General features: G+C 71.9%; 20 protein-coding genes. 8 read left to right on the top strand and 12 right to left on the bottom strand.

Annotated elements, in window-relative coordinates:
* Positions 1-9: 9 nt before the first annotated feature.
* The 8 genes from ABGB11_RS18495 to ABGB11_RS18460 form a co-directional block, all read right to left on the bottom strand.
* Positions 10-888, bottom strand: coding sequence for a 3-hydroxyacyl-CoA dehydrogenase family protein (locus ABGB11_RS18495; protein WP_347634324.1), 879 nt, complete (start codon positions 886-888; stop codon positions 10-12).
* Between the two features lie 31 nt (positions 889-919).
* A complete protein-coding gene (locus tag ABGB11_RS18490) occupies positions 920-1,693 on the bottom strand; it encodes a 3-oxoacyl-ACP reductase family protein (protein ID WP_347634322.1) in 774 nt (257 codons plus the stop codon).
* Positions 1,690-2,919 (bottom strand): acyl-CoA dehydrogenase family protein, encoded by a 1,230-nt coding sequence (locus tag ABGB11_RS18485; RefSeq protein ID WP_347634320.1) that lies wholly within the window; start codon positions 2,917-2,919, stop codon positions 1,690-1,692. The genes ABGB11_RS18490 and ABGB11_RS18485 overlap by 4 nt, the downstream gene beginning before the upstream one ends.
* Entirely contained in the window at positions 2,916-3,728 is an 813-nt protein-coding gene (locus tag ABGB11_RS18480; RefSeq protein ID WP_347634318.1) for an enoyl-CoA hydratase-related protein, read from the bottom strand. Before ABGB11_RS18480 ends, ABGB11_RS18485 begins: the two co-directional genes overlap by 4 nt.
* Positions 3,725-4,966: a CoA transferase gene (locus tag ABGB11_RS18475; RefSeq protein WP_347634316.1), complete on the bottom strand. Its 1,242-nt coding sequence runs from the start codon at positions 4,964-4,966 to the stop codon at positions 3,725-3,727. The genes ABGB11_RS18480 and ABGB11_RS18475 overlap by 4 nt, the downstream gene beginning before the upstream one ends.
* Before the next feature lie 34 nt (positions 4,967-5,000).
* On the bottom strand, positions 5,001-6,347 hold the full coding sequence (locus tag ABGB11_RS18470; protein ID WP_347634314.1) for an MFS transporter: 1,347 nt from the start codon (positions 6,345-6,347) through the stop codon (positions 5,001-5,003).
* A gap of 152 nt (positions 6,348-6,499) precedes the next feature.
* Positions 6,500-7,237 carry a FadR/GntR family transcriptional regulator gene (locus ABGB11_RS18465; RefSeq protein ID WP_347634312.1) on the bottom strand — a complete coding sequence of 246 codons (738 nt, stop codon included), beginning with the start codon at positions 7,235-7,237 and terminating at the stop codon, positions 6,500-6,502.
* A gap of 240 nt (positions 7,238-7,477) precedes the next feature.
* Entirely contained in the window at positions 7,478-9,058 is a 1,581-nt protein-coding gene (locus ABGB11_RS18460; protein ID WP_347634310.1) for an MDR family MFS transporter, read from the bottom strand.
* 96 nt (positions 9,059-9,154) lie between these two features.
* Here ABGB11_RS18460 and ABGB11_RS18455 point away from each other — a divergent pair, with 96 nt between their 5' ends.
* The 3 genes from ABGB11_RS18455 (at position 9,155) to ABGB11_RS18445 (ending at position 12,428) form a co-directional block, all read left to right on the top strand.
* On the top strand, positions 9,155-9,709 hold the full coding sequence (locus ABGB11_RS18455; RefSeq protein WP_347634308.1) for a helix-turn-helix domain-containing protein: 555 nt from the start codon (positions 9,155-9,157) through the stop codon (positions 9,707-9,709).
* A gap of 117 nt (positions 9,710-9,826) precedes the next feature.
* On the top strand, positions 9,827-11,644 hold the full coding sequence (locus ABGB11_RS18450; RefSeq protein WP_347634306.1) for an ABC transporter ATP-binding protein: 1,818 nt from the start codon (positions 9,827-9,829) through the stop codon (positions 11,642-11,644).
* Positions 11,645-11,708: 64 nt separating this feature from the next.
* On the top strand, positions 11,709-12,428 hold the full coding sequence (locus ABGB11_RS18445; protein ID WP_347634303.1) for a class I SAM-dependent methyltransferase: 720 nt from the start codon (positions 11,709-11,711) through the stop codon (positions 12,426-12,428).
* On the opposite strand, the gene ABGB11_RS18440 is transcribed toward ABGB11_RS18445, so the two are convergent.
* Positions 12,425-13,075 (bottom strand): GntR family transcriptional regulator, encoded by a 651-nt coding sequence (locus tag ABGB11_RS18440; RefSeq protein ID WP_347634301.1) that lies wholly within the window; start codon positions 13,073-13,075, stop codon positions 12,425-12,427. The genes ABGB11_RS18445 and ABGB11_RS18440 overlap by 4 nt on opposite strands.
* Before the next feature lie 116 nt (positions 13,076-13,191).
* On the opposite strand from ABGB11_RS18440, the gene ABGB11_RS18435 reads away from it, so the two are divergent.
* Both ABGB11_RS18435 and ABGB11_RS18430 read left to right on the top strand, forming a co-directional pair.
* Entirely contained in the window at positions 13,192-14,295 is a 1,104-nt protein-coding gene (locus ABGB11_RS18435) for a phospholipase D-like domain-containing protein (RefSeq protein WP_347634299.1), read from the top strand.
* A gap of 2 nt (positions 14,296-14,297) precedes the next feature.
* Positions 14,298-15,095, top strand: coding sequence for a class I SAM-dependent methyltransferase (locus tag ABGB11_RS18430; protein WP_347634297.1), 798 nt, complete (start codon positions 14,298-14,300; stop codon positions 15,093-15,095).
* On the opposite strand, the gene ABGB11_RS18425 is transcribed toward ABGB11_RS18430, so the two are convergent.
* Positions 15,092-15,997 (bottom strand): hypothetical protein, encoded by a 906-nt coding sequence (locus ABGB11_RS18425; protein WP_347634295.1) that lies wholly within the window; start codon positions 15,995-15,997, stop codon positions 15,092-15,094. The genes ABGB11_RS18430 and ABGB11_RS18425 overlap by 4 nt on opposite strands.
* A 221-nt stretch (positions 15,998-16,218) precedes the next feature.
* Between ABGB11_RS18425 and ABGB11_RS18420 the strand changes: the two genes are divergently transcribed.
* On the top strand, positions 16,219-16,647 hold the full coding sequence (locus ABGB11_RS18420; protein WP_347634293.1) for a hypothetical protein: 429 nt from the start codon (positions 16,219-16,221) through the stop codon (positions 16,645-16,647).
* Between the two features lie 6 nt (positions 16,648-16,653).
* Here ABGB11_RS18420 and ABGB11_RS18415 read toward each other — a convergent pair whose 3' ends face one another.
* On the bottom strand, positions 16,654-18,687 hold the full coding sequence (locus tag ABGB11_RS18415) for a glycoside hydrolase family 97 protein (protein WP_347634291.1): 2,034 nt from the start codon (positions 18,685-18,687) through the stop codon (positions 16,654-16,656).
* A 115-nt stretch (positions 18,688-18,802) separates the two neighbouring features.
* Between ABGB11_RS18415 and ABGB11_RS18410 the strand changes: the two genes are divergently transcribed.
* Positions 18,803-20,188, top strand: coding sequence for an MFS transporter (locus ABGB11_RS18410; protein ID WP_347634289.1), 1,386 nt, complete (start codon positions 18,803-18,805; stop codon positions 20,186-20,188).
* A gap of 62 nt (positions 20,189-20,250) precedes the next feature.
* Positions 20,251-21,663 carry an arylsulfotransferase family protein gene (locus ABGB11_RS18405; protein ID WP_347634287.1) on the top strand — a complete coding sequence of 471 codons (1,413 nt, stop codon included), beginning with the start codon at positions 20,251-20,253 and terminating at the stop codon, positions 21,661-21,663.
* Between the two features lie 9 nt (positions 21,664-21,672).
* Here ABGB11_RS18405 and ABGB11_RS18400 read toward each other — a convergent pair whose 3' ends face one another.
* The gene (locus tag ABGB11_RS18400; protein ID WP_347634284.1) at positions 21,673-22,080 is read right to left on the bottom strand and encodes an RNA-binding S4 domain-containing protein; all 408 of its coding nucleotides are present in this window, start codon (positions 22,078-22,080) and stop codon (positions 21,673-21,675) included.
* Positions 22,081-22,084: the final 4 nt, after the last annotated feature.

Genomic DNA, 22,084 nt, shown 5'->3' with positions numbered 1-22,084 from the left:
TCTCCCCGCTCAGGAGCCGAAAAGCCGGTTGTCGTCATAGGTGTAGAAGCCGCGCCCGGTCTTGCGTCCGAGATCGCCGGCGGCGACCATCCGGTCCACCATGGGCGGCGGGAAGAAACGCGGATCGCGCAACTGCTCGTACAGCCTCGTGGCGACCTGCTGGTGGATGTCCAGCCCGACCACGTCGAGCAGCCGGAACGGCCCCATCGGGTGGCCCAGCGCACCGGTCACCGCCGCGTCGATGGACTCCCTGGTGCCGAGGCCCGACTCCAGCGCGCTGATGCAGCTGTTCTCCCAGGGGATGAGGAAGCGGTTGACGATGAACCCCGGCCGGTCCTTGGTGACGACGGTGGTCTTCCCGAGGCCGGCCAGGAACTCGACGGTGGCCTCGTGCGCCCAGCCGGCGGTGTGCCGTCCGTCGGCGACCTCCACGAGCTTCATCAGCGGCGCCGGGTTGCAGTAGTGGGTGCCGACGACCCGTTCCGGACGCCTCGATCCGGACGCGATCGCGGTCACCGACAAGGTCGAGGTGTTGGTGTGGAACAGGGTGCGCTCCCCGACGATCCCGTCGAGCTCCCCGAACAGCTCCCGCTTCGCGCCGAGGTCCTCGTAGATCGCCTCGATCACCACGTCCGCCGCGGCGATGGTCTTCAGGTCGGTCGTGCCCTCGATCCGGGCGGCCGCCTCCCTGGCCCGCTCCTCGGCCATCTTGCCGAGCCGCACGCTCTTGTCGAGGAATCCGCGGACCGCTCCCACGCCCCGTTCCAGGTTGCCCTCGTCGCGGTCGTGAATGATCGTCCGGTGGCCCGCCCGTACGGCGACGGTGGCGATCCCGGACCCCATGGTCCCCGCCCCCAGCACTGCCACGGTGCGTCCCTGCGTTGTCACGTCGTGCCCTCCTGTCCGAGGTGTGGCGTAGTCATCGGACGATCTGACCGCCGTCGATGACGATCGTCTCTCCGGTCATGAAGTTCGAAGCGTCGCCCGCGAGCAGCAGCAGCCACGGCGCGAGCTCGCCGGGCTCGCCGAACCGGCGGGCCGGAATCGCCTTGTACACCCGCGCCGCCTGGTCCGGGTCGGCGCGCAGCTCGGCGTTCATGGGGCTCGCGAAGTAGCCCGGGGCGAGGGCGTTGACGCTGATCCCGTACCGGGCCCACTCGATCGCCATCGTCTTGGTGAACGCGATGACGCCGCCCTTGGACGCCGCGTAGGCCGCGAAGCCGGCGACGCCGATCAGCGCGTGGTTGGACGCGATGTTCACGACCTTGCCGAACCTCGCCGGGACCATGTACCGGCCGGCCGCCCGGGTGGCGAGGTACACGCCGCGCAGGTTCGTCGCGATGATCCGGTCCCACTCGTCCGGCTCCTGCTCCAGGAGGGGCGTGGTGGCGACGATGCCCGAGTTGTTCACCAGGACGTCCAGCCGGCCGAAGGTCTCCACCGTGGTGTCGACGAGGTGGTCCACCGCCTCGGCGTCGGTGACGTCCGTGGGGCATGCCAGGGCCTGCCGCCCGAGTTCCTTCTGCTCCTGGACGAACGCGTCCAGCTCGTCGCCGGACCGCGCGGCCACGCAGACCGTGGCCCCGGCATCGGCCAGTGCCGTGGCCATCGCCCGTCCGAGGCCGCGCCCCGCCCCGGTGACGATGGCGACCCGGCCGTCCAGCGGCCGTTCCCGCGCCGTGGTCATGGTCATGTCCGCTCCTCAACTGCCCGCGCGGTGTCGCGGGCGATCAGCAGCCGCTGAATCTCGTTCGTGCCGTCGTAGATCTGGGTCACCTTCGCGTCCCGGAGGCAGCGCTCGACCCCGAGTTCGGCGAGGTCGCCGTAGGGGCCGAGGATGCGCATCGCCTCGCGGGCGGCCTGCCAGCCGAGATCGGTGCAGGACTGCTTCATGATTCCGATCTGCCCGGCCGGTGGAGCCGCCGCGGCGTCCACCTGGCGCGCCACGCTGTAGAGCAGGAGCCGCCCCTGCAGGATCCGGCCGCGCAACGCGGCGAGGGCGGACGCGGCCTCGGCGGGCGGGCGGGGGCCGTGCAGCGCGGTGAGGGCGCGCAGCGTCCGTGCGTACGCGGCGCGGGCGAGTCCCACGCCCTGCGCCGCCGCGCTGATGCGCGACTTGGTGACCGAGTTCATCACGATGCGCCAGCCCCCGCCGGGCTCACCCAGCAGATGATCGGCGGGCACCTCGACCTGGTCGAAGAACAGCTCGGCGGTGGTCGACCCGTGCATGCCGAGCTTGTCCAGCGGGCCGCCCCGGGACAGTCCGGGCCACCGGCCGTCGAGAACGAACGCGGTGATGCCGTCCCGCCCGCGCGACCGGTCGACCGTGGCGAAACAGATGATCACGTCGGCCCGGTCGCCGGTGGTGATGAACGTCTTGCCGCCGGACAGCCGGTACCCGCCGTCGTGCGGGACGGCGGCGGTCCGCAGGCTCGCCACGTCGCTGCCCGCGTCCGGCTCGGTGATGGCGAGCGCACCGTAGGCCCGCCCGCTCAGCAGTCCGGGAATGTAGCGCTCGGCCAGGTCCTCCGTCCCGGCCATCATGATCGGGTACGCCGCGTGCATCTGCGTCATGTAGACCAGGCTGGTGGCCGCGCATCCGGCGGCGATCTCTTCCACGGCCGCGGCGTAGGCGACGTTGCCGTCCCCGGTTCCCGACAGTTCCTTCGGGAAGAGCAGGCCGGCCAGGCCCGCTTCGGCGAGGGCCTGGTAGCTCTCGTGCACGAACGCGTGATCCCGGTCCGCGGCGGCGGCCCGGGGGGCGACGTCCCGGGCCACCACCTCCCGTACCGCCGCGCGGACGGAGAGCTCCCGCGCGTCCAGGAGCGCGTCCGCCGCCGACTCGTCGAGAGCGCGGTGGAAAGCGAGGTACGCCGCGGGGTCGTCGTCCAGGTCGAGCGTGAGAACCGCGGGACTCATGGCGCACCGCCTTCGTTTCCGGGCCGTGCCCGGCCGAAGGACGGCGGCCGTTTCTCCCGGAACGCCGCCACCCCCTCGGCCGCCTCGCTCCCGCCGATGGCGAGGGCGGCCAGGCGGGTCTCGAAGGCGAGGCCGGCGTCCAGCGGGGTGTCCATCCCCGTGTCGACGGCGTCGATGATCGCCCTGCGGGCGGCCGGGCCCCGGGAGGCGACCCGGCGCGCGGTGTCCAGCGCGAGCGGCAGCAGCGCCTCGCGTTCGACCGGCGGCAGGACCGTGATGCCGAGCTGGTGGGCGCGCTCGGCGTCGATCCGGTACCCGGTGAGCATGACGTGCCGGGCCACGGCGGGCCCCGCCACGCGGGCGAGGCGCTGGGTCCCGCCGTAGCCGGGGATCAGCCCGAGACCCGCCTCCGGCAGTCCGAACGCCGCACCGGCCGAGGCGAGCGCGAACGAGCAGGCGAGGACGAGCTCGAACCCGCCGCCGAGGGCGAGCCCGTTCACCGCGGCGATCACCGGCACCGGGCACCGCTCGATGCCGCGCAGGACCGCCTGCCCGGCCCGCATCACCGGGGCCGCCTCCTCGGCGCTCAGCCCCGCCAGGTCCGCGAGGTCGGCGCCCGCACTGAACGCCTTCTCCCCGGTTCCGGTGAGGACGATGGCGTGCGTGGTTCCGGACGCGGCCAGTGCGGCGATCTCGTCCCCGAGGCGCCGCAGGGTCTCGGCGTTCAGCGCGTTGTGCACCTCCGGGCGGTCGATCCGGACCGTGGCCACCGTGTCGTCGCGTTCCACCACGACGGACTCCCCGCTCATCGCACCGCCTCGTCCCGCGCGCCCCCGACCTCGATGGCCCCGCATCCGGCGAGCCGGGCGATGTCGGCGGGGCCGAAGCCGTGCTCGGCGAGGACCTCGGCCGTGTGGGCGCCGAGCTCGGGGTACCGCGCGTTCCGGGGCCGCGGCATCGACGCCAGCCGGAAGGGGCTGTGCACCGTGCCGGCCCCCGCCGTGCCGGGGACCGGCAGCAGGGACCCGCGGGCCACGACCTGCCGGTCGGTGACCACCTCCGACACCCGCTGCACCAGGGAGCAGGGGATGCCCGCGTCCCCGAGCACGCGCTGCCATTCGGCCGCGGTGCGCTCGGTCGTCCGTCCGGTCACCAGGTCGATCAGCTGCTCGCGATGGGCGCGCCGGCCCGCGTTGTCGGCCAGGTCGGCGCGCTCGGCGAGTTCGGGCAGGCCGATCGCGACGCAGAACCGCCGCCACATCGCGTCGTTGCCGATGGCGATCACGAGGTCGCGGTCGGCGGTCGGGAACGACTGGTACACCGCCAGCACCGAGTCGGTGCCTCCGCTCGGGGAGGGTTCCGGCTCACCCGCGAGATGGGCGGCGACCCGGGGCGCCATCACCGCGAGGGTGGAGTCGAGCAGCGACACGTCGATCAGGTCGCCGACGCCCTCCGAACGCTGCCGCACCACCGCCGCGTTGATCGCCAGCGCGGCGCACATCCCGGTCACGATGTCGGAGAGCGCGGTGGACACGCGCTGCGGAGGACCGCCCTTGGCGCCGGTCACCGACATCAGCCCGGAGCGGGCCTGCGCGGCGAGATCGTAACCGGGCAGGGTGCGGTCCGGTCCGTCCAGCCCGTACCCCGACATGGCGCAGTAGATCAGCCGGGGGAAGTCCGCCCGCAGCCGCTCGTGGTCGATCCGTAGGGCCTCCAGCTTGCTGGGATTGAAGTTCTCCATGAACACGTCGGCCTGGCCGATGAGCGTGCGCAGTGTGGCCAGCCCTTCGGGGACGCGCAGATTCACGACCACCGACCGCTTGTTGCGGTTGGCCGACGCGAACCAGGCGGAGTCCGCTCCGACGAAGGGCGGGCCCCACGAGCGCGCGTCGTCGCCGGTTCCCGGGCGCTCGATCTTGATCACGTCCGCGCCCAGGTCCGCCAGGTACATCGAGGCCGTGGGGCCGGCGTACGAGGTCGTCATGTCCACGACCCGGAGACCGCGCAGCGGTCCGCCCGCCGGTTCCGGCTGCTGAGGGACTTTCATGAACACACCTTATAATGTCCGACATTTCCGCGCATCAGAGACCCTTCGCGGGAGCGCGAACGGCGCCGGCCCTGCCTCCCAGGCGGGAGTCGTTGACGATGTCGTCCCGGTAGGTCTCCCGGGCCGAGTAGATCGCCACGAACGACAGGAGGGAGGGGATGAGCATGTACAGCGACAGCGGCCAGGCGTCCCCCGCCCAGGCGAACAGCGCCGCCGAGACGAACGGCACCGGCCCGCTCCACATCATGCTGCCGACCTGGTAGCTGATCGCGGATCCGCTGTAGCGCAGCCGGGTCTCGAACAGTTCGGACAGGAAGCTGGCGATCGGCGCGTACGTCAGCGTGTGCACGACCGGGATGGCGATCACCATCGCCACGATGATCGCGAGCGTGTTACCGGTGTTGAGCAGCCAGAAGAACGGGAACGCCTCGAGAACCGCCAGCAGGCTCCCGGCGAGCAGCACCGGCCGGCGTCCGAACCGGTCGGCCAGGGCCGCGGCGAACGGGATGGTGAAGACCTGGATCACCGCGGCGATGCAGACCGCCAGCAGGATCGTCCCCTTGCTCGCACCGCCCTCCTCCACGCCGTAGCGCAGCGCGAACACGGTGGGCATGTAGAAGGGGATGCTGTTGGCCGCCATCGCGAGCACACCGATGACCACGGCCTTGCCGTTCCGGCGCACCACTTCGCTCGCGGGGAACCGCGCCTCCCTGCCGCGGTCGCGCACGGCCTGGAACGCGGGCGACTCGGTGATCTGGACCCGGATGTACAGGCCCACCACGAGCAGGACCGCGCTGGCGAGGAAGGGGAGGCGCCAGCCCCAGCTCATCATCGCGCTCTCCGGAAGCAGCCCGATGAGGTAGAAGGACCCCGTGGCCAGGACCAGGCCGACCGGAACGCCGCACAGCGGCCAGCTGGCGTAGAACGCCCGCTTGCGGGCCGGCGCGTGCTCGGCCGCCATCAGGACCGCGCCACTCCACTCGCCGCCGATCGCCACTCCCTGCATCAGGCGGGCCAGCACCAGGAGCACCGCCGCCCAGATGCCGATCTGCTGGTACGTCGGCAGCAGGCCGACCACCGCCGTCCCCGACCCCATGATGGCCAGGCTCAGGACCAGCATGCTCTTGCGCCCGAATCGATCACCGAAGTGACCGAAGATCACCCCGCCCAGAGGGCGCGCGGCGAAACCGACCCCGAAGGTGGCGAACGCGGCCAGGGTGCCGGCCAGCGGGTCCAGCGAGGGGAAGAAGAGCTTGCTGAAGACCAGGGCCGAGGCCGTTCCGAAGATGTACATGTCGAAGAACTCGATGCAGGTGCCGATGAAGCTCGCGAACGCGACCTTCCAGACCGGCACGCCGAACGACGGGGCTGGAGTGACCATGCCGACGCCCTCCTGAGGTTGTCCCATGCGCGTTGTGGCTGGTAACCCGGAACCGTAGGTCATTTTACCTGTCTGTACAAGGTCCAACTTTTACGCGACAGAGAAGAAGCCGCCACGGTGTACCCGTGACGGCCTCGGTGCGGACGGACGTGTCAGTCGCTCACATGGGTGGCCAGATGCCCGCGCAGGTAGGTCAGATGCTCGACGATGGCGGCCTCCGCCGCGTCCGGGTCCTTCGCCGCGACGGCCTCCACGATGGCGCTGTGCTGGCGCACCGTCGTCCGGCCGACTTCGGGAGAGAGATCGAGGTAGTGGACAGGCTCGGTCTCGTGATGGAGGGCCGCGACGAAGGAGGAGAGCACGCGGTTCCCCGAGGCGTGGGCGATCAGCGAGTGGAACTGCTCATCGAGCTTGGGGACGTCCGGAGAGTCCACCGACGCCGACTTCTGGCGTCGCACGATGTCCCGGAGGCGCTCGAGATCCTCCTCCGTGCGGTGGACCGCCGCGAGCCGGACGGACGGGACTTCGAGGTACTGCCGCACCTCGGCGACCTCGGCGAACTCGATGCTGCCGAGCTTGAGCAGGTTGTGCACCGAGTCGATGACCACCGTGCCGAGCGAGTGGTGATCCACCGACTGGACGAAGTTCCCGCCGCGAGATCCGGGGATCTTGTAGATCAGCCCTTGCGTGGTCAGCGACCTCAGCGCCTCCCGTAGGGTCGTCCTGCTGACGTTGAACTGCCGGGCCAGCTCGGCTTCGGGCGGCAGCATGTCGCCGCTCTTGAGCTCCCCGGACAGGATGGTCATCCGGATGCGCTCCTCGACCTGCTCCCTGGGGCGGAGCACCTTCTGGCCGATGACCCGCGTCCCGGAGTACCGTTGACCAGCCACGATAAAGTCCTACCCATCCTCGATCATTATATGATCAGTATACAAGGTGTTTGTCGGACAGAGACGCAGCTGTCAAGACGCGGCTGGACGGGCATGGGACGCGGGTCGATCCGAGCGTCGCCTCTCTCTTCCTCGCACTATCTGCTCGTGTGACCGGGCTTCCCGCTTGGAAGGCGGCATCGTGCTCGAACGGTGAGGGGCCGCCCTCTGTGAGGGCGGCCCCTGAAGGGTGGTCGTCGGTCAGACGGCCGCGGGTTCGGCGATCTCGCGGTCCTTGGGGGCGGGCTGGTCGCCCGGGGCGCCGCGCAGCGGGGTCTCGCGGATGAACCAGGCGGCGACGATGGCCAGCAGGGTGAACGCGGACGCCCAGAGGAAGACGTTGTGGACGCCCGAGGCGACCGCCTGCTCCACCGCGTCACGGACGTCGGCCGGCATCTGCTTGAGCAGGGCCGGGGTCAGCTGGCCGCCGCTGCCGGAGAGCGACCGTCCGGCCTGCTCGCCCAGGCGGTCGGTCAGCCCGCTGGTCAGACGGTCGCTGTAGACCGCGCCGAGGATCGACACGCCGAGCGAGCCGCCGATCGTGCGGAACAGGGTGGCCGCGCCGCTGGCGGCGCCCATGTCCTTCATCTCGACGCTGTTCTGGGTGATGAGCATCGTGTTCTGCATCAGGAAGCCCAGCCCGGCGCCGAGCACGAGCATGAACAGGCCGGTGGTGAGACGCGTGGAGCCGACGGTGAGCTGGGCCAGCAGCAGCATGCCCGCGGTCATGGCCACCCCGCCCAGGATGGGGTAGACGCGGTAGCGCCCGGTACGGGTCACCAGCTGGCCGACGACCATGGTGGTGACCAGCATGCCCATCATCAGCGGCAGCAGGAGCAGGCCGCTGTTGGTGGCCGAGGCTCCCTGCACGAGCTGCTGGAACTGCGGCAGGAAGGTCACCGCGCCGAACATCGCGAAGCCGACCAGGAAGCCCAGCACCGAGGCCAGCGTGAAGTTGCGGCTGCGGAACAGGTTCATCGGCAGGATCGGCGAGTCGGTGCGCAGCTCCCACAGCACGAACAGGGTCAGCGAGACGGCGGCGCCGGCGCCCAGGCCGATGACGGTGGCGGAGGACCAGGCGTACTCGGTTCCGCCCCAGCTGGTCATCAGCGAGAGGCAGACGATGCCGGTGGTCAGCAGGACCGCGCCGATGTAGTCGATGCGGGACGTGCCGCGGGGACGCTTGGGCAGGTGCATGGTCAGCCCTGTGACGACCAAGGCGAGGGCGCCGAGCGGCAGGTTGATGTAGAAGGCCCACCGCCAGCTGAGGTGGTCGGTGACCAGGCCGCCGAGCAGCGGGCCCCCGATGAAGGCCAGCGGCATGACCGCGGCCATCAGCCCCTGGTAGCGGCCGCGCTCTCGCGGCGGGACCAGGTCGCCGATGATGGCCATCGCACCGACCATCAGACCGCCCGCGCCCAACCCCTGGACCCCGCGGAAGGCGATCAGTTGCGTCATGCTGTGCGCCATGCCGGCCAGTGCCGACCCGATCAGGAACAGCACCACCGCGGCCATGAACATGCCCTTGCGGCCGTAGATGTCACCGAGCTTGCCCCAGATCGGTGTCGCCGCGGCGGTGGCCAGCGTGTAGGCGGTGACCACCCACGACAGGTGCGCCAGGCCGCCCAGCTCGCCGACGATGGTGGGCATCGCGGTGCCGACCACCATGTTGTCCAGCATGGCGAGCAGCATCCCGATCATCAGGCCGCTCATCACGATGTAGATCTGTCGTCTGCTCTGGGAGGGCGCCGCCGCCGGGCTCTCCACGGGTGTCGTACTCATCGCGTCCTCACTTACCTGCCGTCCGGCTAGTTTGCTTACCTGCCGTACGGTAAGCTGAGAACTAGCCGGGCGTCAAGTAAGTTCAAGGAGGACGCGATGACCCGCCGTCGAGGCGACACCCGCGAGCAGATCCGCAAGGTCGCGCTGGAGCTGTTCGCCGAACAGGGCTACGAGAAGACCTCGCTCCGCGAGATCGCCGAACGCCTAGAGGTGACCAAGGCGGCGCTGTACTACCACTTCAAGACCAAAGAGGACATCGTCGCCAGCCTCTTCGAGGACTTCCACGCCGAGGCCACGGAGCTGCTGGAGTGGTCCCGCGGGCAGGAGCCGACCCCGGAGGCCCGGCGGGAGTTCGTGCGGCGCTACGCCGAGATCTTCCAGGGGCCCGGCCGGGAGATGATCCGCTTCATGCAGCAGAACGAACCCGCCGTACGGGAGCTCAAGGGCGGCGCGAACATGCGCACGCTCTTGCAGTCGTTCGCCGAGTTCCTGACGGAGGAGGAGGCGCCCCTGCAAGACCAGATCCGGGCCCGCCTGTCGATCTTTACCCTGCACATGGCGCATTTCGCGATGCGCGACACGGTCTCCGACGAGAACGAACTCCAGGCCGCGGCGCTCGAAGTCGCCCTCGACCTGATCCCGGACGCCTGAGCGCTCATGAGATTGCCGACCAAAATCACCCCCGATCCCGACGCAGAAAAAGCATTCGCCTGATCTCGATGGCCTGAGGCAGCATGGAAGCGCGGCGGTCCAGAGGGGTGGGTGGCTGTGCGTTCGACCCGGCGCAGAGCGGTTCTGCTGGCATTGCGCTTTTACTGCGGGGAGCTGCGCCGGCAGTGGCGGATCTCGCTTCCGGCGCTGCTTTTGCCGCCACTCGGAAACACCTGCCTGTTCTACCTGACGCCGCTGGTGGTGGCCGCTCTGGTGGGACATCTCGCCGGCGGCGGGAAAAGCGATCTCGCCGCGCTCCTGCCCTTCGTCCTCGGATTCGCCGGGCTGGGGCTGGTGGGCGAGGCGCTGTGGCGCGTGGGGCTCCACTACCTCAACCGGACGAACGGCCGGGGCATCGAATGGCTCGGCATCGCGGGCATGGACGAGTTGTTCGCCAAGGACGCCGCCTTTTTCCATGACAACTTCGCCGGTTCACTGACGAAACGGATACTGAGTTTCTCCGGCGGGTTCGAACACTTCGCCGACACCCTCACGTTCTCGGTCATGGCGAACGTGATCCCGCTGTCGTTCGCCTCGGTGATCCTGTGGCGGTACGACCCGCTTCTGGTCGTCGTCCTCCTGGGACTGATCGTCCTCACGGGCTTCGCCGCCTCCCCGCTCATCCGCCGCCGCCAGGCGCTGGTGGACGAGCGCGAGGCGGCCAAGGTGCGGGTGTCCGGCCACATCGCCGACGTGATGACCAACATGGAGACGGTGCGGGCGTTCGCCGCCGAGGATCGGGAGGCGGCCGAGTTCCGCGGCCGGGCCGCCGAGCAGCACCGCCTGTCGCTGCGGTCCTGGGACTACGGGAACCTGCGGGTCGACATGGTCGTCGCCCCGATGTCGGTCCTGACCAGCGCCCTGGGGCTGCTCGTCGCGGTGGCGCTCCGCGGCGGGCTCGGGGTGGAGGCCATCGTGGTGACGTTCTCCTACTACACCAACGCGACGCGGATCATGTTCGAGTTCAACCAGGTGTACCGGCGGCTGGAGAGCACGCTCACCGAGGCCGCGCAGTTCACCGAGCTGCTCCTGACGCCGCCGTCCGTCGTCGACCCGCCCGATCCGCAGCCGTCGCGCCCGGCCGACGCGTCGGTCTGCTTCGAGCGGGTGCTCTTCGCCCACGGCGACGGCCCGCCCCTGTTCGACCGGCTGGACCTCGACATCCCGAGCGGCGCCAAGATCGGCCTGGTGGGCCGGTCCGGCGGCGGCAAGACCACCCTCACCCGCCTGCTGCTGCGCCTCATGGACGTCGACGGCGGCAGGATCCTCGTCGGCGGCCAGGACATCGTGCGGCTGCGGCAGAGCGACCTGCGCGAACTGATCGCCTACGTCCCGCAGGATCCCGCGATGTTCCACCGGTCGGTGCGCGACAACATCGCGTTCGCGCGGCCGGGCGCCACCGAGGCCGAGGTCCTCCAGGCCGCGCGGGCGGCGCACGTCACCGAGTTCGTCGAGAGCCTCCCGGACGGGTTCGACACGCTGGTCGGCGAGCGGGGCGTCAAGCTCTCCGGCGGCCAGCGGCAGCGCGTCGCGCTCGCCCGCGCCATCCTGCGGGACGCCCCGATCCTGCTGCTGGACGAGGCGACCAGCGCCCTGGACTCCGAGAGCGAGCTTCTCGTCCAGGAGGCGCTGTGGCGCCTGATGCGCGACCGCACCGCACTGGTCGTCGCGCACCGGCTGAGCACGGTCGTCCGCATGGACCGCCTGATCGTCCTCGACCGCGGCCGTGTCCTTGAGGACGGCTCCCACCGGGAACTCCTCCAGGCCAAGGGCCCGTACGCGAGCCTCTGGCACCACCAGTCCGGCGGTTTCCTCACCGACGAGGCCACTCCCGGCATCGTGCCCGATCCGAGATCGCAGTCGCCGATCGGCTGACGCGGTCGCCACGGAACCGGCTGCTCGACGGTGGCCTGACCGACCGGGGACGTAGCCTTGGGCGGTGTTCTCCACTCAAGGGCCTTCCCTGCGGGAGCTGACGGTACAGGCGCTGTCCTCGGTCGAGAGGGGCTACGACCTGCTCGCTCCGAAGTTCGACCGCACGCCCTTCCGCACCCCCGAAAGCATCCTCGGCGCCACCGCCGACGCGCTGCGCCTGTTCGGGCCGTTCGGCCAGGGAGTGGACGTGTGCTGTGGGACGGGTGCCGGCATGCAGGTCCTCGAACCGCTGTGCCACGGACGGATCGCGGGCGTCGACTTCAGCGCCGGGATGCTCGCGCAGGCGCGCCGGGCGCACCCGGACGCCGAGTGGATGCGCGCCGACGTCCGGGCGCTGCCCTTCGCCGAGGACTTCGACCTCGCGGTCACCTTCGGGGCGCTCGGGCACTTCCTGCCCGCCGAGCGGTCCGCGGTGTTCGCCGGGGTGTACCGCGCGCTGCGGCCCGGCGGCCTGTTCGCGTTCCCGATCGGCGCGCCGCCGCGTGTCGGGTCGGCCTGGTACTGGGCGCTGCTCGGGTTCGACCTGGCCATGCGCATCCGGAACGCCGTGTGGCGTCCACCGTTCGTCATGTACTACCGGACCTGTCCCCTGCGCGCGCTCCGCGACGACCTGACCGAGGCCGGTTTCACCGTGACGACGACTCCTCTGCCCACGCTCGGCCGGCGCGAGGACGGCAGCCCCCGCTTCCGCCTCCTCCTCGCCCGCAGACCGACGTCCGACTAATTCCCAGAGCCGGCGGTCATGCCGAGGCTGTGGACGGTGGTTCGGGCGGCGAGGATGTGGGAGCGCATCACGGCCTCGGCCCAGTCGCCGTCGCCGGCGGCCAGCGCCTCGATCAGCTCGTCGTGGTGGAACATGCTGGCGCGCAGCCGGTCCGGCGCGTACCGGCGGAACGTGCGGTGGACGAGCGGCACGTCGATGAACCCGCGGATCAGCGTCTCGATGTGCCCGTTCCCTCCGGCGGCGGCGATCGTGAGGTGGAACTCCCCGTTCAGCTCGGTGAGCCGGTCGGCCGCCGGACCTGCGGCGAGCGCCTTCATCTCCGCGGCCAGCTCCCGGAGCCGGGCGAGCTGCTCCCGCTTGATGCGGGACGCCGCGAGCTTCGCCGCGTAGCTCTCCAGCAGGGCGCGGGCCTCGTACAGCTCGTCCAGCTCCCGCTCGGTCCACGCGGTCACCCGGGCGCCGCGGTTCGGGACGAAGTCGACCAGCCCCTCGGAGTCCAGCCGGCGCAGGGCCTCCCGGATCGGCGTCCGGGAGACGCCGACGCGCTCGGCGAGCTCGGCCTCCCGGAGCCGGTCGCCCCGGGCGAACTCGCCCGACACGATCCCGGCGCGGATCACCGCGTACGCCGTCTCGACCGCCTTGGCCACGTCCCCACCTCCTGACGCGGTCCACGATGTCACGGCGCCCGGCCGCGGGCGGACGGCAGCGGCTCCCGGGAAAGTGGGTATGCCGGTTTTGCGGGGATCGTCGTTTGGGGGCGGTTATGCCGGTTCAGGTCGGCGGCATCGAGTTCCATGCCGGGCCCGCGGTGCTCGGCGGGCCCGACGACCTGGACGCCGTCATCCGGGACTTCGTCGCGGGCGCCCGGCACACGCTGCGGGTGGCGGTGCAGGAGCTGGACTCCCGCTCGATCGCGGAGGCCGTCCTCGCGGCGCGGGCGTCCGGGGTGCGCGTCCAGATCATCCTGGAAGGCGACTACCTGCGGGAGGAGCGTCCCGCCGCGGACCCGTGGGCGGCGGCCGGGGCCAACGAGGAGAACCGGCTCATCCACGCCGCGCTGCTGCGCGCGGGCGTGGACCTCGTCACCGACCTCAACCCGGCGATCTTCCATCAGAAGTTCATCGTCCGGGACGCCGGCGAGCCGACGGCGGCGGTGCTGACCGGCTCGGCGAACTTCACCCTCACCGACACCGGCGCCAACCCGCGCGGCGGCGGGGGCGGGAAGGCGGGCAACAACCTCAACCACGTGCTGGTCCTGCGGGGGCGGCGCGCCGCCGACCTGTACCTCGCCGAGTTCCTCCGGATGCGCTCGGGGACGTTCGGCGCCCTGCACGAGCGCGTGGAGCCGACGCCCGCGGAGTTCCGGCTCGGCCGGGTCCGGGTCAAGCCGCTGTTCGCGCCCCGGCACGGACCCGAGATGGAGATCATGAAGCAGATGCTCAAGGCGGCGAGCAGTGTGGACTTCGCGATGTTCACCTTCGCCCGGTCCTCGGGCATCGACGACACGATGATCCGTCTCGCGCCGTCACTGTCCCGCCTGCGCGGCGTCCTCGACCGTGGTCAGGGCGCCCAGGCGTGGGCCGCCACCGGCCCGCTGAAGGCCGCCGGGGTGGAGCTGTTCGCCAACAAGCCGGGCACCGGCGTGCGGAAGGTGCACCACAAGCTGATGGTCATCGACGAGCGGCTGGTGATCGCCGGCAGCTTCAACTACACCGCCCCGGCCACCACGCTGAACGACGAGAACATCATCGTCCTGGGCGACCTGGAGGAGACGCGCGAGGACGCCGAGGCCGCCCAGCGCGAGATCGCGTCGTACGCGCTCCGGGAGATCTCCCGCATCGTCACCGACCTCTCCCACCCGGTCTGATCATGGGACAGGACGGTGACGTGTGGTCCGCCGGCGACGCGTACGAGAGGTACATCGGCCGGTGGAGCCGCCTGATCGCCGAGGCGTTCGTGCCCTGGCTGGGCGTCCCGCCGGGCCGGCGGTGGCTGGACGTCGGCTGCGGCACCGGCGTGCTGACGGCCGTCGTGGTGGCGATGGCCGATCCGCTCCAGGTCGTCGGCGTGGATCCCTCCGAGGCCTTCCTCGACCGCGCGCGGGAGCAGGTCGAGGATGAGCGGGCGGTCTTCCGCCATGGTGACGCGCAGGCGCTGCCGCTGGCCGATGGGAGCGTCGACGCCGTGGTGAGCGGGCTGGCGCTCAACTTCGTGCCCGACCCGGAGCGCGCCGTCGCCGAGTTCGCCCGGGTCGTGAACCCGGGTGGTGCGGTCGCGGCGTACGTCTGGGACTACGCGGGCGGCATGGCGATGCTGCGCCACTTCTGGGACGCCGCCGCGGACCTGGCTCCCGAGGCGGCCCGCCTGGACGAGGGCCACCGCTTCCCGATCTGCCTTCCCGAGCCGCTGACCCGCCTCTGGACGGACGCCGGGCTGACCAAGGTCACCGTCCAGGCCATCGAGGTGCCGTCCGTGTTCCCGGACTTCGACCACTACTGGCAGCCGTTCCTGGGGGGCCAGGGCCCGGCTCCCGGATACGTCGCGTCCCTGAGCGAGGAGCGGCGGCGCGCGCTGCGCGAGCACCTGCGGGAACGTCTCCCCTCCGCCCCGGACGGGTCCCTCACGCTCCCCGCGGCGGCATGGGCGATCAAGGGCACGCCCGTCTAGGCGCCCAGGTAGTCGCGGGTGTAGTCGAGCATGTCGTGTACTTGCTCGGCGACCCGGCGGGGGCAGAGTTCGCCGCGCTCGTCCGGCGCCTCGGGACGGGGCGGGGCGGCGAGCTTCACGCCCCGATGACCCTCGCCGTGCGGGCAGGACCTCTCGCGCGGCGCGAGGTCGACGGTCGCCAGCGCCTCCCGGTAGAGCGCGACGATGCCGGGTGCCGTGGAGCTCCAGTAGCAGTGCTTGGCGAGCAGGCAGACCGCGATCGCCAGGCGGGGCCGTTCGGCCTCGGGAGCACCGGCGAGCAGCCGCCGTGCCGACCACATCGCCGCGTTCTGCGCCTGAAGGTCGACCTGGCTGTACCGCTGCCGTTCCAGGTCGCCGATCAGGGGGTCGAACGCGGTGCGGCCGTCGGCGGTGAGGTACCGCGCGTCGAGGTGCTCGGTCCCGGGAGCGGCGAACCGTTCGCTGAGGGTCGACCGCAGCGTGGCGGCCGTGTCGGCGGCCAGGGGCGCGAGATGGCCCGGGCACGCGGCGGCCTCCCGGCCGTCCGAGCCGCCGATCATCTCGATCAGGGCGGCCATCCCCTCCGGGTCGGAGGCGTCGGCGGGAACGGGATGCTCGTGCCCGCCCGGGCAGCCCGCGGCGGTGAGAGCCGCCTCGGCGCGCTCGGCCGCCTCGGCCAGTGCCGTGACCAGTCCGCGGTCGTTGATCTTCCAGTGCACGAACCAGCGGCTCGCCCACAGCGCCGCCAGCATGGCGCGGCCGTGCGGGCCCGCCGGGTCGGCGCTCGCCTCGTCGCCGATCCGCGCGAGCAGCTCGGGCGGCTCGGGCGGCTCGGCGTAGGGGTAGCCGTGCACCATGGAGGCGATCTCGTCTGCCAGGCTCGGGTAGTCGGCGGTGTCCATCGGGGGGCTCCGGTTCGTCGCGGTGGTGAATCGATCTTGAGACGGACCGGGCGGGCATCGGGTTTCGGTCGATCGCCCGGCGCCGGGCGGGGGTGCCCAAAGGGCGGCCAGGGTTACCTCAAGGCGGCACCAAATGGGACGCGGTCACGGTTTGTACATAGTGCGACAAAGGGGATCTCTCGGTATGGCGACGTGATCGGATCCCGACGAGGGGAGGTCTCATGACGACGAGGATGGCGCACGGCTCGGACACGGCCGGGACCCATCGCGAGGTCCGGACGTCCGGGTGGTTGACGTTCGCCGGGACGCTGGCGTTCGTGGTGGGCGCGTTCAATGTCATCGACGGCCTGGTGGCCCTGTTCAACGACGATTACTACCTCGTCGGCGACAACCAGATCCTGGTGTTCGACTACACCGCGTGGGGCTGGTTCTGGCTGTTCCTGGGGATCATCCAGATGGCCGTCGGCGCCGCGATCCTGTCCGGGAAGATGTGGGCCCGCGCCACGGGGGTCTTCTTCGCCGTCCTCGCCGCGATCGGGCACCTGGCGTTCCTGCAGGCGTTCCCGCTCTGGTCGGTGCTGACGATCGCGATGTGCGTCCTGCTGATCTACGCGCTGACCGCGCCCCCGGCGGGCGCGAAGGGAGCCTGAGCCGGGTCAGCCGCCGGGCGGGCGGAGGTCGGCCGGCGTCGCGGGACGGAACCGGACCGCCTGGCCGCCGCTGCGTGCCAGCGCGGCGGTGAAGGTGCCGTCGCGGGTGACGAGCGACCGGGTGACGTCCAGCGCCTCGGGTGCCGTCGCGTAGTCCGTCCGGCGCGCGTCGGTGTAGGCCTCGGCGACCCAGGTGCCCCCGCCGAGGAACGAGAGCGGGTAGCGCAGGGTTCGCGCGCGGTCGCCGGTCATCGCGCCGACGTACCAGTCGGCGCCGGACCGGCGGGCGATGACGAGGTGGTCGCCGACCTCGGCCGCCAGCACCTTCGTCTCGTCCCAGGTGGACGGCACGGCCTCGATGAACGCGAGGCCGGGCGACCCGGCGTAGTGCTCGGGGAGGTCGGCGGCCATCTGGACGCCGGAGGAGTAGGTCACGTAGTAGGCGAGCTGCTTGGCGAGCGTGGTGTGGACGCGGCGGCCCGCCTTCCGCGGGTCCCAGCGGACGTTCATGATCCCGGGCGTGTAGTCCATCGGGCCGGAGAGCATGCGGGTGAACGGCAGGATCAGCGTGTGCTCCGGGGAGTTGCCCGCGCTGAAGGCGTCCCATTCCTGGCCGCGGACGGCCTCGCGGGCGAGCGCGTTGGGGTAGGTGCGGGTCTCCCCCGTCCCATGGACGCACTCGTGGCAGATGACGTTGATGCGATGCTGAGCGGCCTTTTCGAGGACGAGGCGGAAGTGGTTCACCATGCGCTGGTCGTAGTGGTGGTGACCGGGGATCTTCCCGACGTAGCCGGTCTTGAGGTAGTGGATCCCCAGCCGCTCGTAGAGCGCGAACGCGGCGTCGAGCTGCCTCTCGTAGTTGTCGACGCCGGAGCCCGTCTCGTTGTGGGCGATGAACTCGACGCCCTTGCTCTTGCCGTAGGCGACGACCCCGGGGAGGTCGAAGTCCGGGGTGGCGGCGGTGAAGTCCTGGTCGGCCCAGGAGCCCTCCCAGCCGCGGTTCCAGCCCTCGGCGAGCAGGCCGCCGATGCCGTGCGCGGCGGCGAAGTCGATGTACTGCCTGGCGCGGGCGGTGGTCGCGCCGTGCCACCGGCCGGTCTTCCACGTCGCCCTGCGGTGCTGGATCAGCCACCAGATGCCGGCGTACTTGGTCGGCTTGATCCAGGAGGTGTCGGCGCCGCAGATCGCGCAGGGCGGGTTGAGGTTCTCCAGAAGGTGGGACTCGATGAGCCCGCCCGCGTCGGGGGTGACGGTCAGCGCCCGCCATGGCGTGGCGCGGCCCGTCCGGGTGACGACCGCGGCCGTCCTGCCCGGGGTCGGCACGAGCGCGGCGCGCAGCCGTCCCGGCTCCGGGACGACGGTCATCGCGGCGTAGTCGTAGAGGTCCGCCTCGTGGATCGACAGGTACGGCCCGGTCCCGTACCGGAACGTCACCGGCGTGTTGCCGGGCCCCATCGCGCTGTAGGCGGACGCCCGCCAGGCCTTCTCGTCGGAGTCGAAGTCGCGCGGCGTCCACCAGGCCGCCGGGTCGCCGGCGAGGGCGAACTCGGTGGCCTCGTCCACGATCTCCAGGGACCGCAGCCCGGCCTGCGCGGGCACCTCGTAGCGGAAGGCGACCCCGTCGTCGTAGGCGCGGGCGATGACGTTGAAGATCCTTCCGTCCGCCTGCCGGAGCCGGACGGTCAGCTCGCGGTAGCGGTCGCGGACGGCGGCGTCGCCGCCCCACGGCGGCCGCCACGTGCGGTCGCCGGACGTCCTGCGGATGCCCGTGATCCGGACGTCCGCGCCCAGTGTGGAACCGCCGACGAGCCGCAGGCCCAGAGCCGACGGCCGGACGAGCATGGCGCCGGCCCTCTCGACGGAGTAGCGGAGGAGTCCGCCCTCGGCGGACACCGCCAAGGACAGCGCGCCGTCCGGTGACGTCACCGCGGGTTCCCTGGGGAACGGCGTGCCCGCGGCCGTCGCCCCGGAGAGCAACGCGAGGGACACGACCGCCGCGGCGGCTCGCAGCGCGCGGCGCGCGGATCCCGGTATCACCATGGTGATCCACATGCTGCCCGGTTTGACCATGTTTCGGCGACCCCCGGCGACCTGCACATACCCGGCCCGTGCGCGGGCAGTAGTCGGTCGTGACGCCGGCGTGGACCCCGCGGCCGTGAGTCGGGCGCACACCGCTCCCGGAGGCGGGCACGGCGGGGGACGCCGGGCCCGTGTCATCGTGCTGCTGGCCTGCGTGCTGGCGCTCAACGCCGCCGACACCGGGGTGATCGGCGCGATCGTCCACGAGCTGCGGCATTCGCTGCACATCGGCAACACGCAGGTCGGAATCCTGACCGCCGCGCCGGCGGCGATCGGCGCGGTCGCCACGGTGCCGGTCGGGCAGCTGACGGACCGGGTTTCACGGGTCCCCCTGCTCACGGGCAGCGTGGTGCTGTGGAGCCTCGCGATGGTCGTCGGCGGGCTGGCCGAGTCCTTCGCGTGGCTGCTGGCGTCCAGGGTGGCGCTCGGGGCGGTCACCGCGACGGCGGGGCCCACGGTCGCGTCGCTGGTCGGAGACCTGTTCCCGCCCGAGGAGCGGGCCGCGATGTACGGCCGGATCCTCGCCGGTGAACTGGTCGGGGCCGGGTTCGGGCTGCTCGCGGGCGGGAACATCGCGGCGTTCGTCGACTGGCGGGTCGCGTTCTGGTTCGTCGCCGGGCTGGGCTTCGTCCTCGCGGTGCTGCTGTGGCGGATGCTGCCCGAGCCGCGACGGGGCGCGCAGCAGGCCGCGGGCCGGGGCGAGGAGCTCGCCCAGCGGCAGGTGCATCAGGCGGGCGTGAAGCCGAACCGGGAGGCCGTCCTCGACGCCGACCCCGCGACGATGAGCCTGCCGGACGCCGCGCGGCACGTCCTGCGGATCCGGACCAACGTGATCATCATCGTGGCGTCCGCGATGGGCTACTTCTTCTTCGCCGGGCTGCGCACGTTCGCGCTGGTCCTCGTGCTGGAGCGGTACGCGGTCGGCCAGGGCGAGCTGTCGGCGTTCCTGGTGGTGATCGGGGTGGCGGCGCTGGCGGGCGTGCTCGCGGGCGGGCGGCTCGCGGACGGGCTCGTGCGGCGCGGCGTGCTCGCCGCCCGCGTGAACGTGCCGGGGGTGGCGTTCGCGGCGTCGGCGCTGCTGTTCCTGCCCGGCCTGTTCACCACCGAGGCGCTCATCGCGCTGCCGCTGTTCACGCTCGCCGCCGCCGCGCTCGCCGCCGCGAACCCGCCGCTGGACGCGATCCGGCTGGACGTCGTCCACTACCGGCTGTGGGGCCGCGCGGAGGCCATCCGGACGATCGTGCGGATGGCCGCGGAGGCGGCGGCGCCGGTGCTGTTCGGCTGGCTGTCGGGCCTGCTCGACTCGGGCCGGGGCTCGGCGGGCGGCCTCCACGAGGTGTTCCTCCTGGCGCTGGTGCCGCTGCTGGTCAACGGGCTGCTGCTGCTCAGGGCACGGCACACCTACCCGCGGGACGTGGCGGCGGCCCTGGAGTCCGAACGCCGCTTCGCCGACGGGCGGTGATCTCCGGTGGCTCTCAGCGGGCGCTCATGGAATTTTGAGACTCGTCGGATAGACCGGCACGCATGAGCCTCACTCGCCGCCGCTTCCTGCTGTCGGGCCTGGTCGGAGGCGCGGCGCTCGCCAGCGGCGCCGCGGCCCGGCGTCCACCGGGCGACGCCGGAACGCGGGACGAGGGCTACCTCACCCTGCCGGGCGTCCGGCCGCCGAACCTGCGCGCGCGGCGCCTCGGCCGGACGGCGGAGGGCCTGCTGTTCCTCGCCCCCTTCCGCGGAACGGGCGCCGCCGACGCGCTGATCGTCGACGACACCGGTGAGCCGGTGTGGATCCACCGGTCGGACCGGCTCATCACCGACGTGCGGGTGCAGAGCCACGACGGACGGCCGGTGCTGACCTACTGGGAGGGCGACCGGAAGGAGGGCGGGCACGGGGAGGGCGTCGGCGTCGTCCTCGGCCAGGACTACCGGCGCGTCGCCGAGGTGCGTGCCGGCGACGGCGTCCACGGCGACCTGCACGAGTTCACGCTCACCGACCGGGGGACGGCGCTGGTCATCGCGTACCCGGAGGTCACCGCCGACCTGCGGCCGATCGGCGGGCCGCGCAGGGGGCGCGTCCTCGACGGACGGATCCAGGAGATCGACGTCGCCACCGGCCGGATCCTGCTCGACTGGAGCGCCCTCGACCACCTCGACATCACCGAGACCCGCACCGCGCTGCCCGAGAAGGGAGGCGCGGCGTTCGACCCGATCCACATCAACTCGGTCCAGGACGACGGGGACGCCCTGCTGGTGTCCGCCCGCAACACCTGCGCCCTCTACCGCATCGACCGCCGGACCGGCGCCGTCCGCTGGCGGCTCGGCGGCCGGCGCGGCGACTTCGCGCTCGGGAAGGGCGCCGCGTTCGCGTGGCAGCACGACGCCCGCCGCCGCCCGGACGGGATGATCACGCTGTTCGACAACCACATCGGCACCGTGGGCGACGGCCCGTCGCGGGGCATCGTGCTGGCCGTGGACGAGACGGCCCGCCGCGCGACCCTGGTGCGCGAGTACGCCGACGGGACGACGTACGGGCAGTACATGGGGAACGTCCAGATCCTGCCCGATGGGAACGCGGTCGTCGGCTGGGGCTCCACCCCGAAGCTGACCGAGTTCGCCGCCGACGGGACGCCCGTCCTGGAGATCACGGGCCTGGGCGACGGCTCCTACCGCTCGTACCGCTCCCCGTGGACCGGACGGCCCGAGGCGCGTCCGGCCGTGGTGGCGCGGCCGCTCGACGCCGGGCGCATGCGGGTCCACGCGAGCTGGAACGGTGCGACGGAGGTGGCGGCGTGGCGCTTCCTCACCGGCGCGGCCCGGCTCACCCAGGCCGCGATCGTGAGACGGACCGGTTTCGAGACCGCCGTGACGCTCCCCCGGGCCGAGAACGCGGCGGCCGAGGCGCTGGCCGCCGACGGCACCGTCCTCGGCCGCTCGCCGTGAGCCGGCCCGCTACTCGTCGTCGGCGGGCGGACTGTTCAGCGTGCGGTAGCGGTCCAGGATGCGCTCCAGCTCGCGGCGGTCGCGCTTGGTCGGGCGGCCCGCGCCGCGCTCGCGGCGGCCGACCGGGATGAGCGCCTCGCGCGGCGGCGGGGGCGGGCTCTTGTCGATCAGGCATTCCTGCGCGGCGGGGGCGCCGACCCGCTTGCGGACGATCTTCTGCACGACCACGATCCGCTCCCGCCCGTCATGGCGGAGCCGCACCGTGTCGCCGGGCTTGACCGCGGTGGACGGCTTGGCGCGCTCGTCGTTCACGCGCACGTGGCCCGCTCGGCAGGCGGTCGTCGCCATCGACCGGGTCTTCAGCAGCCGCACGGACCAGATCCACAGATCGACCCGCACGGACCCCTCGTCGCCCATCCGT

The organism is Actinomadura sp. B10D3, from assembly GCF_039871695.1.
Lineage (GTDB): Bacteria > Actinomycetota > Actinomycetes > Streptosporangiales > Streptosporangiaceae > Spirillospora > Spirillospora madurae.
Note: the sequence above shows the minus strand (reverse complement) of the source record. Positions and strands in the feature narration are given on the sequence as shown.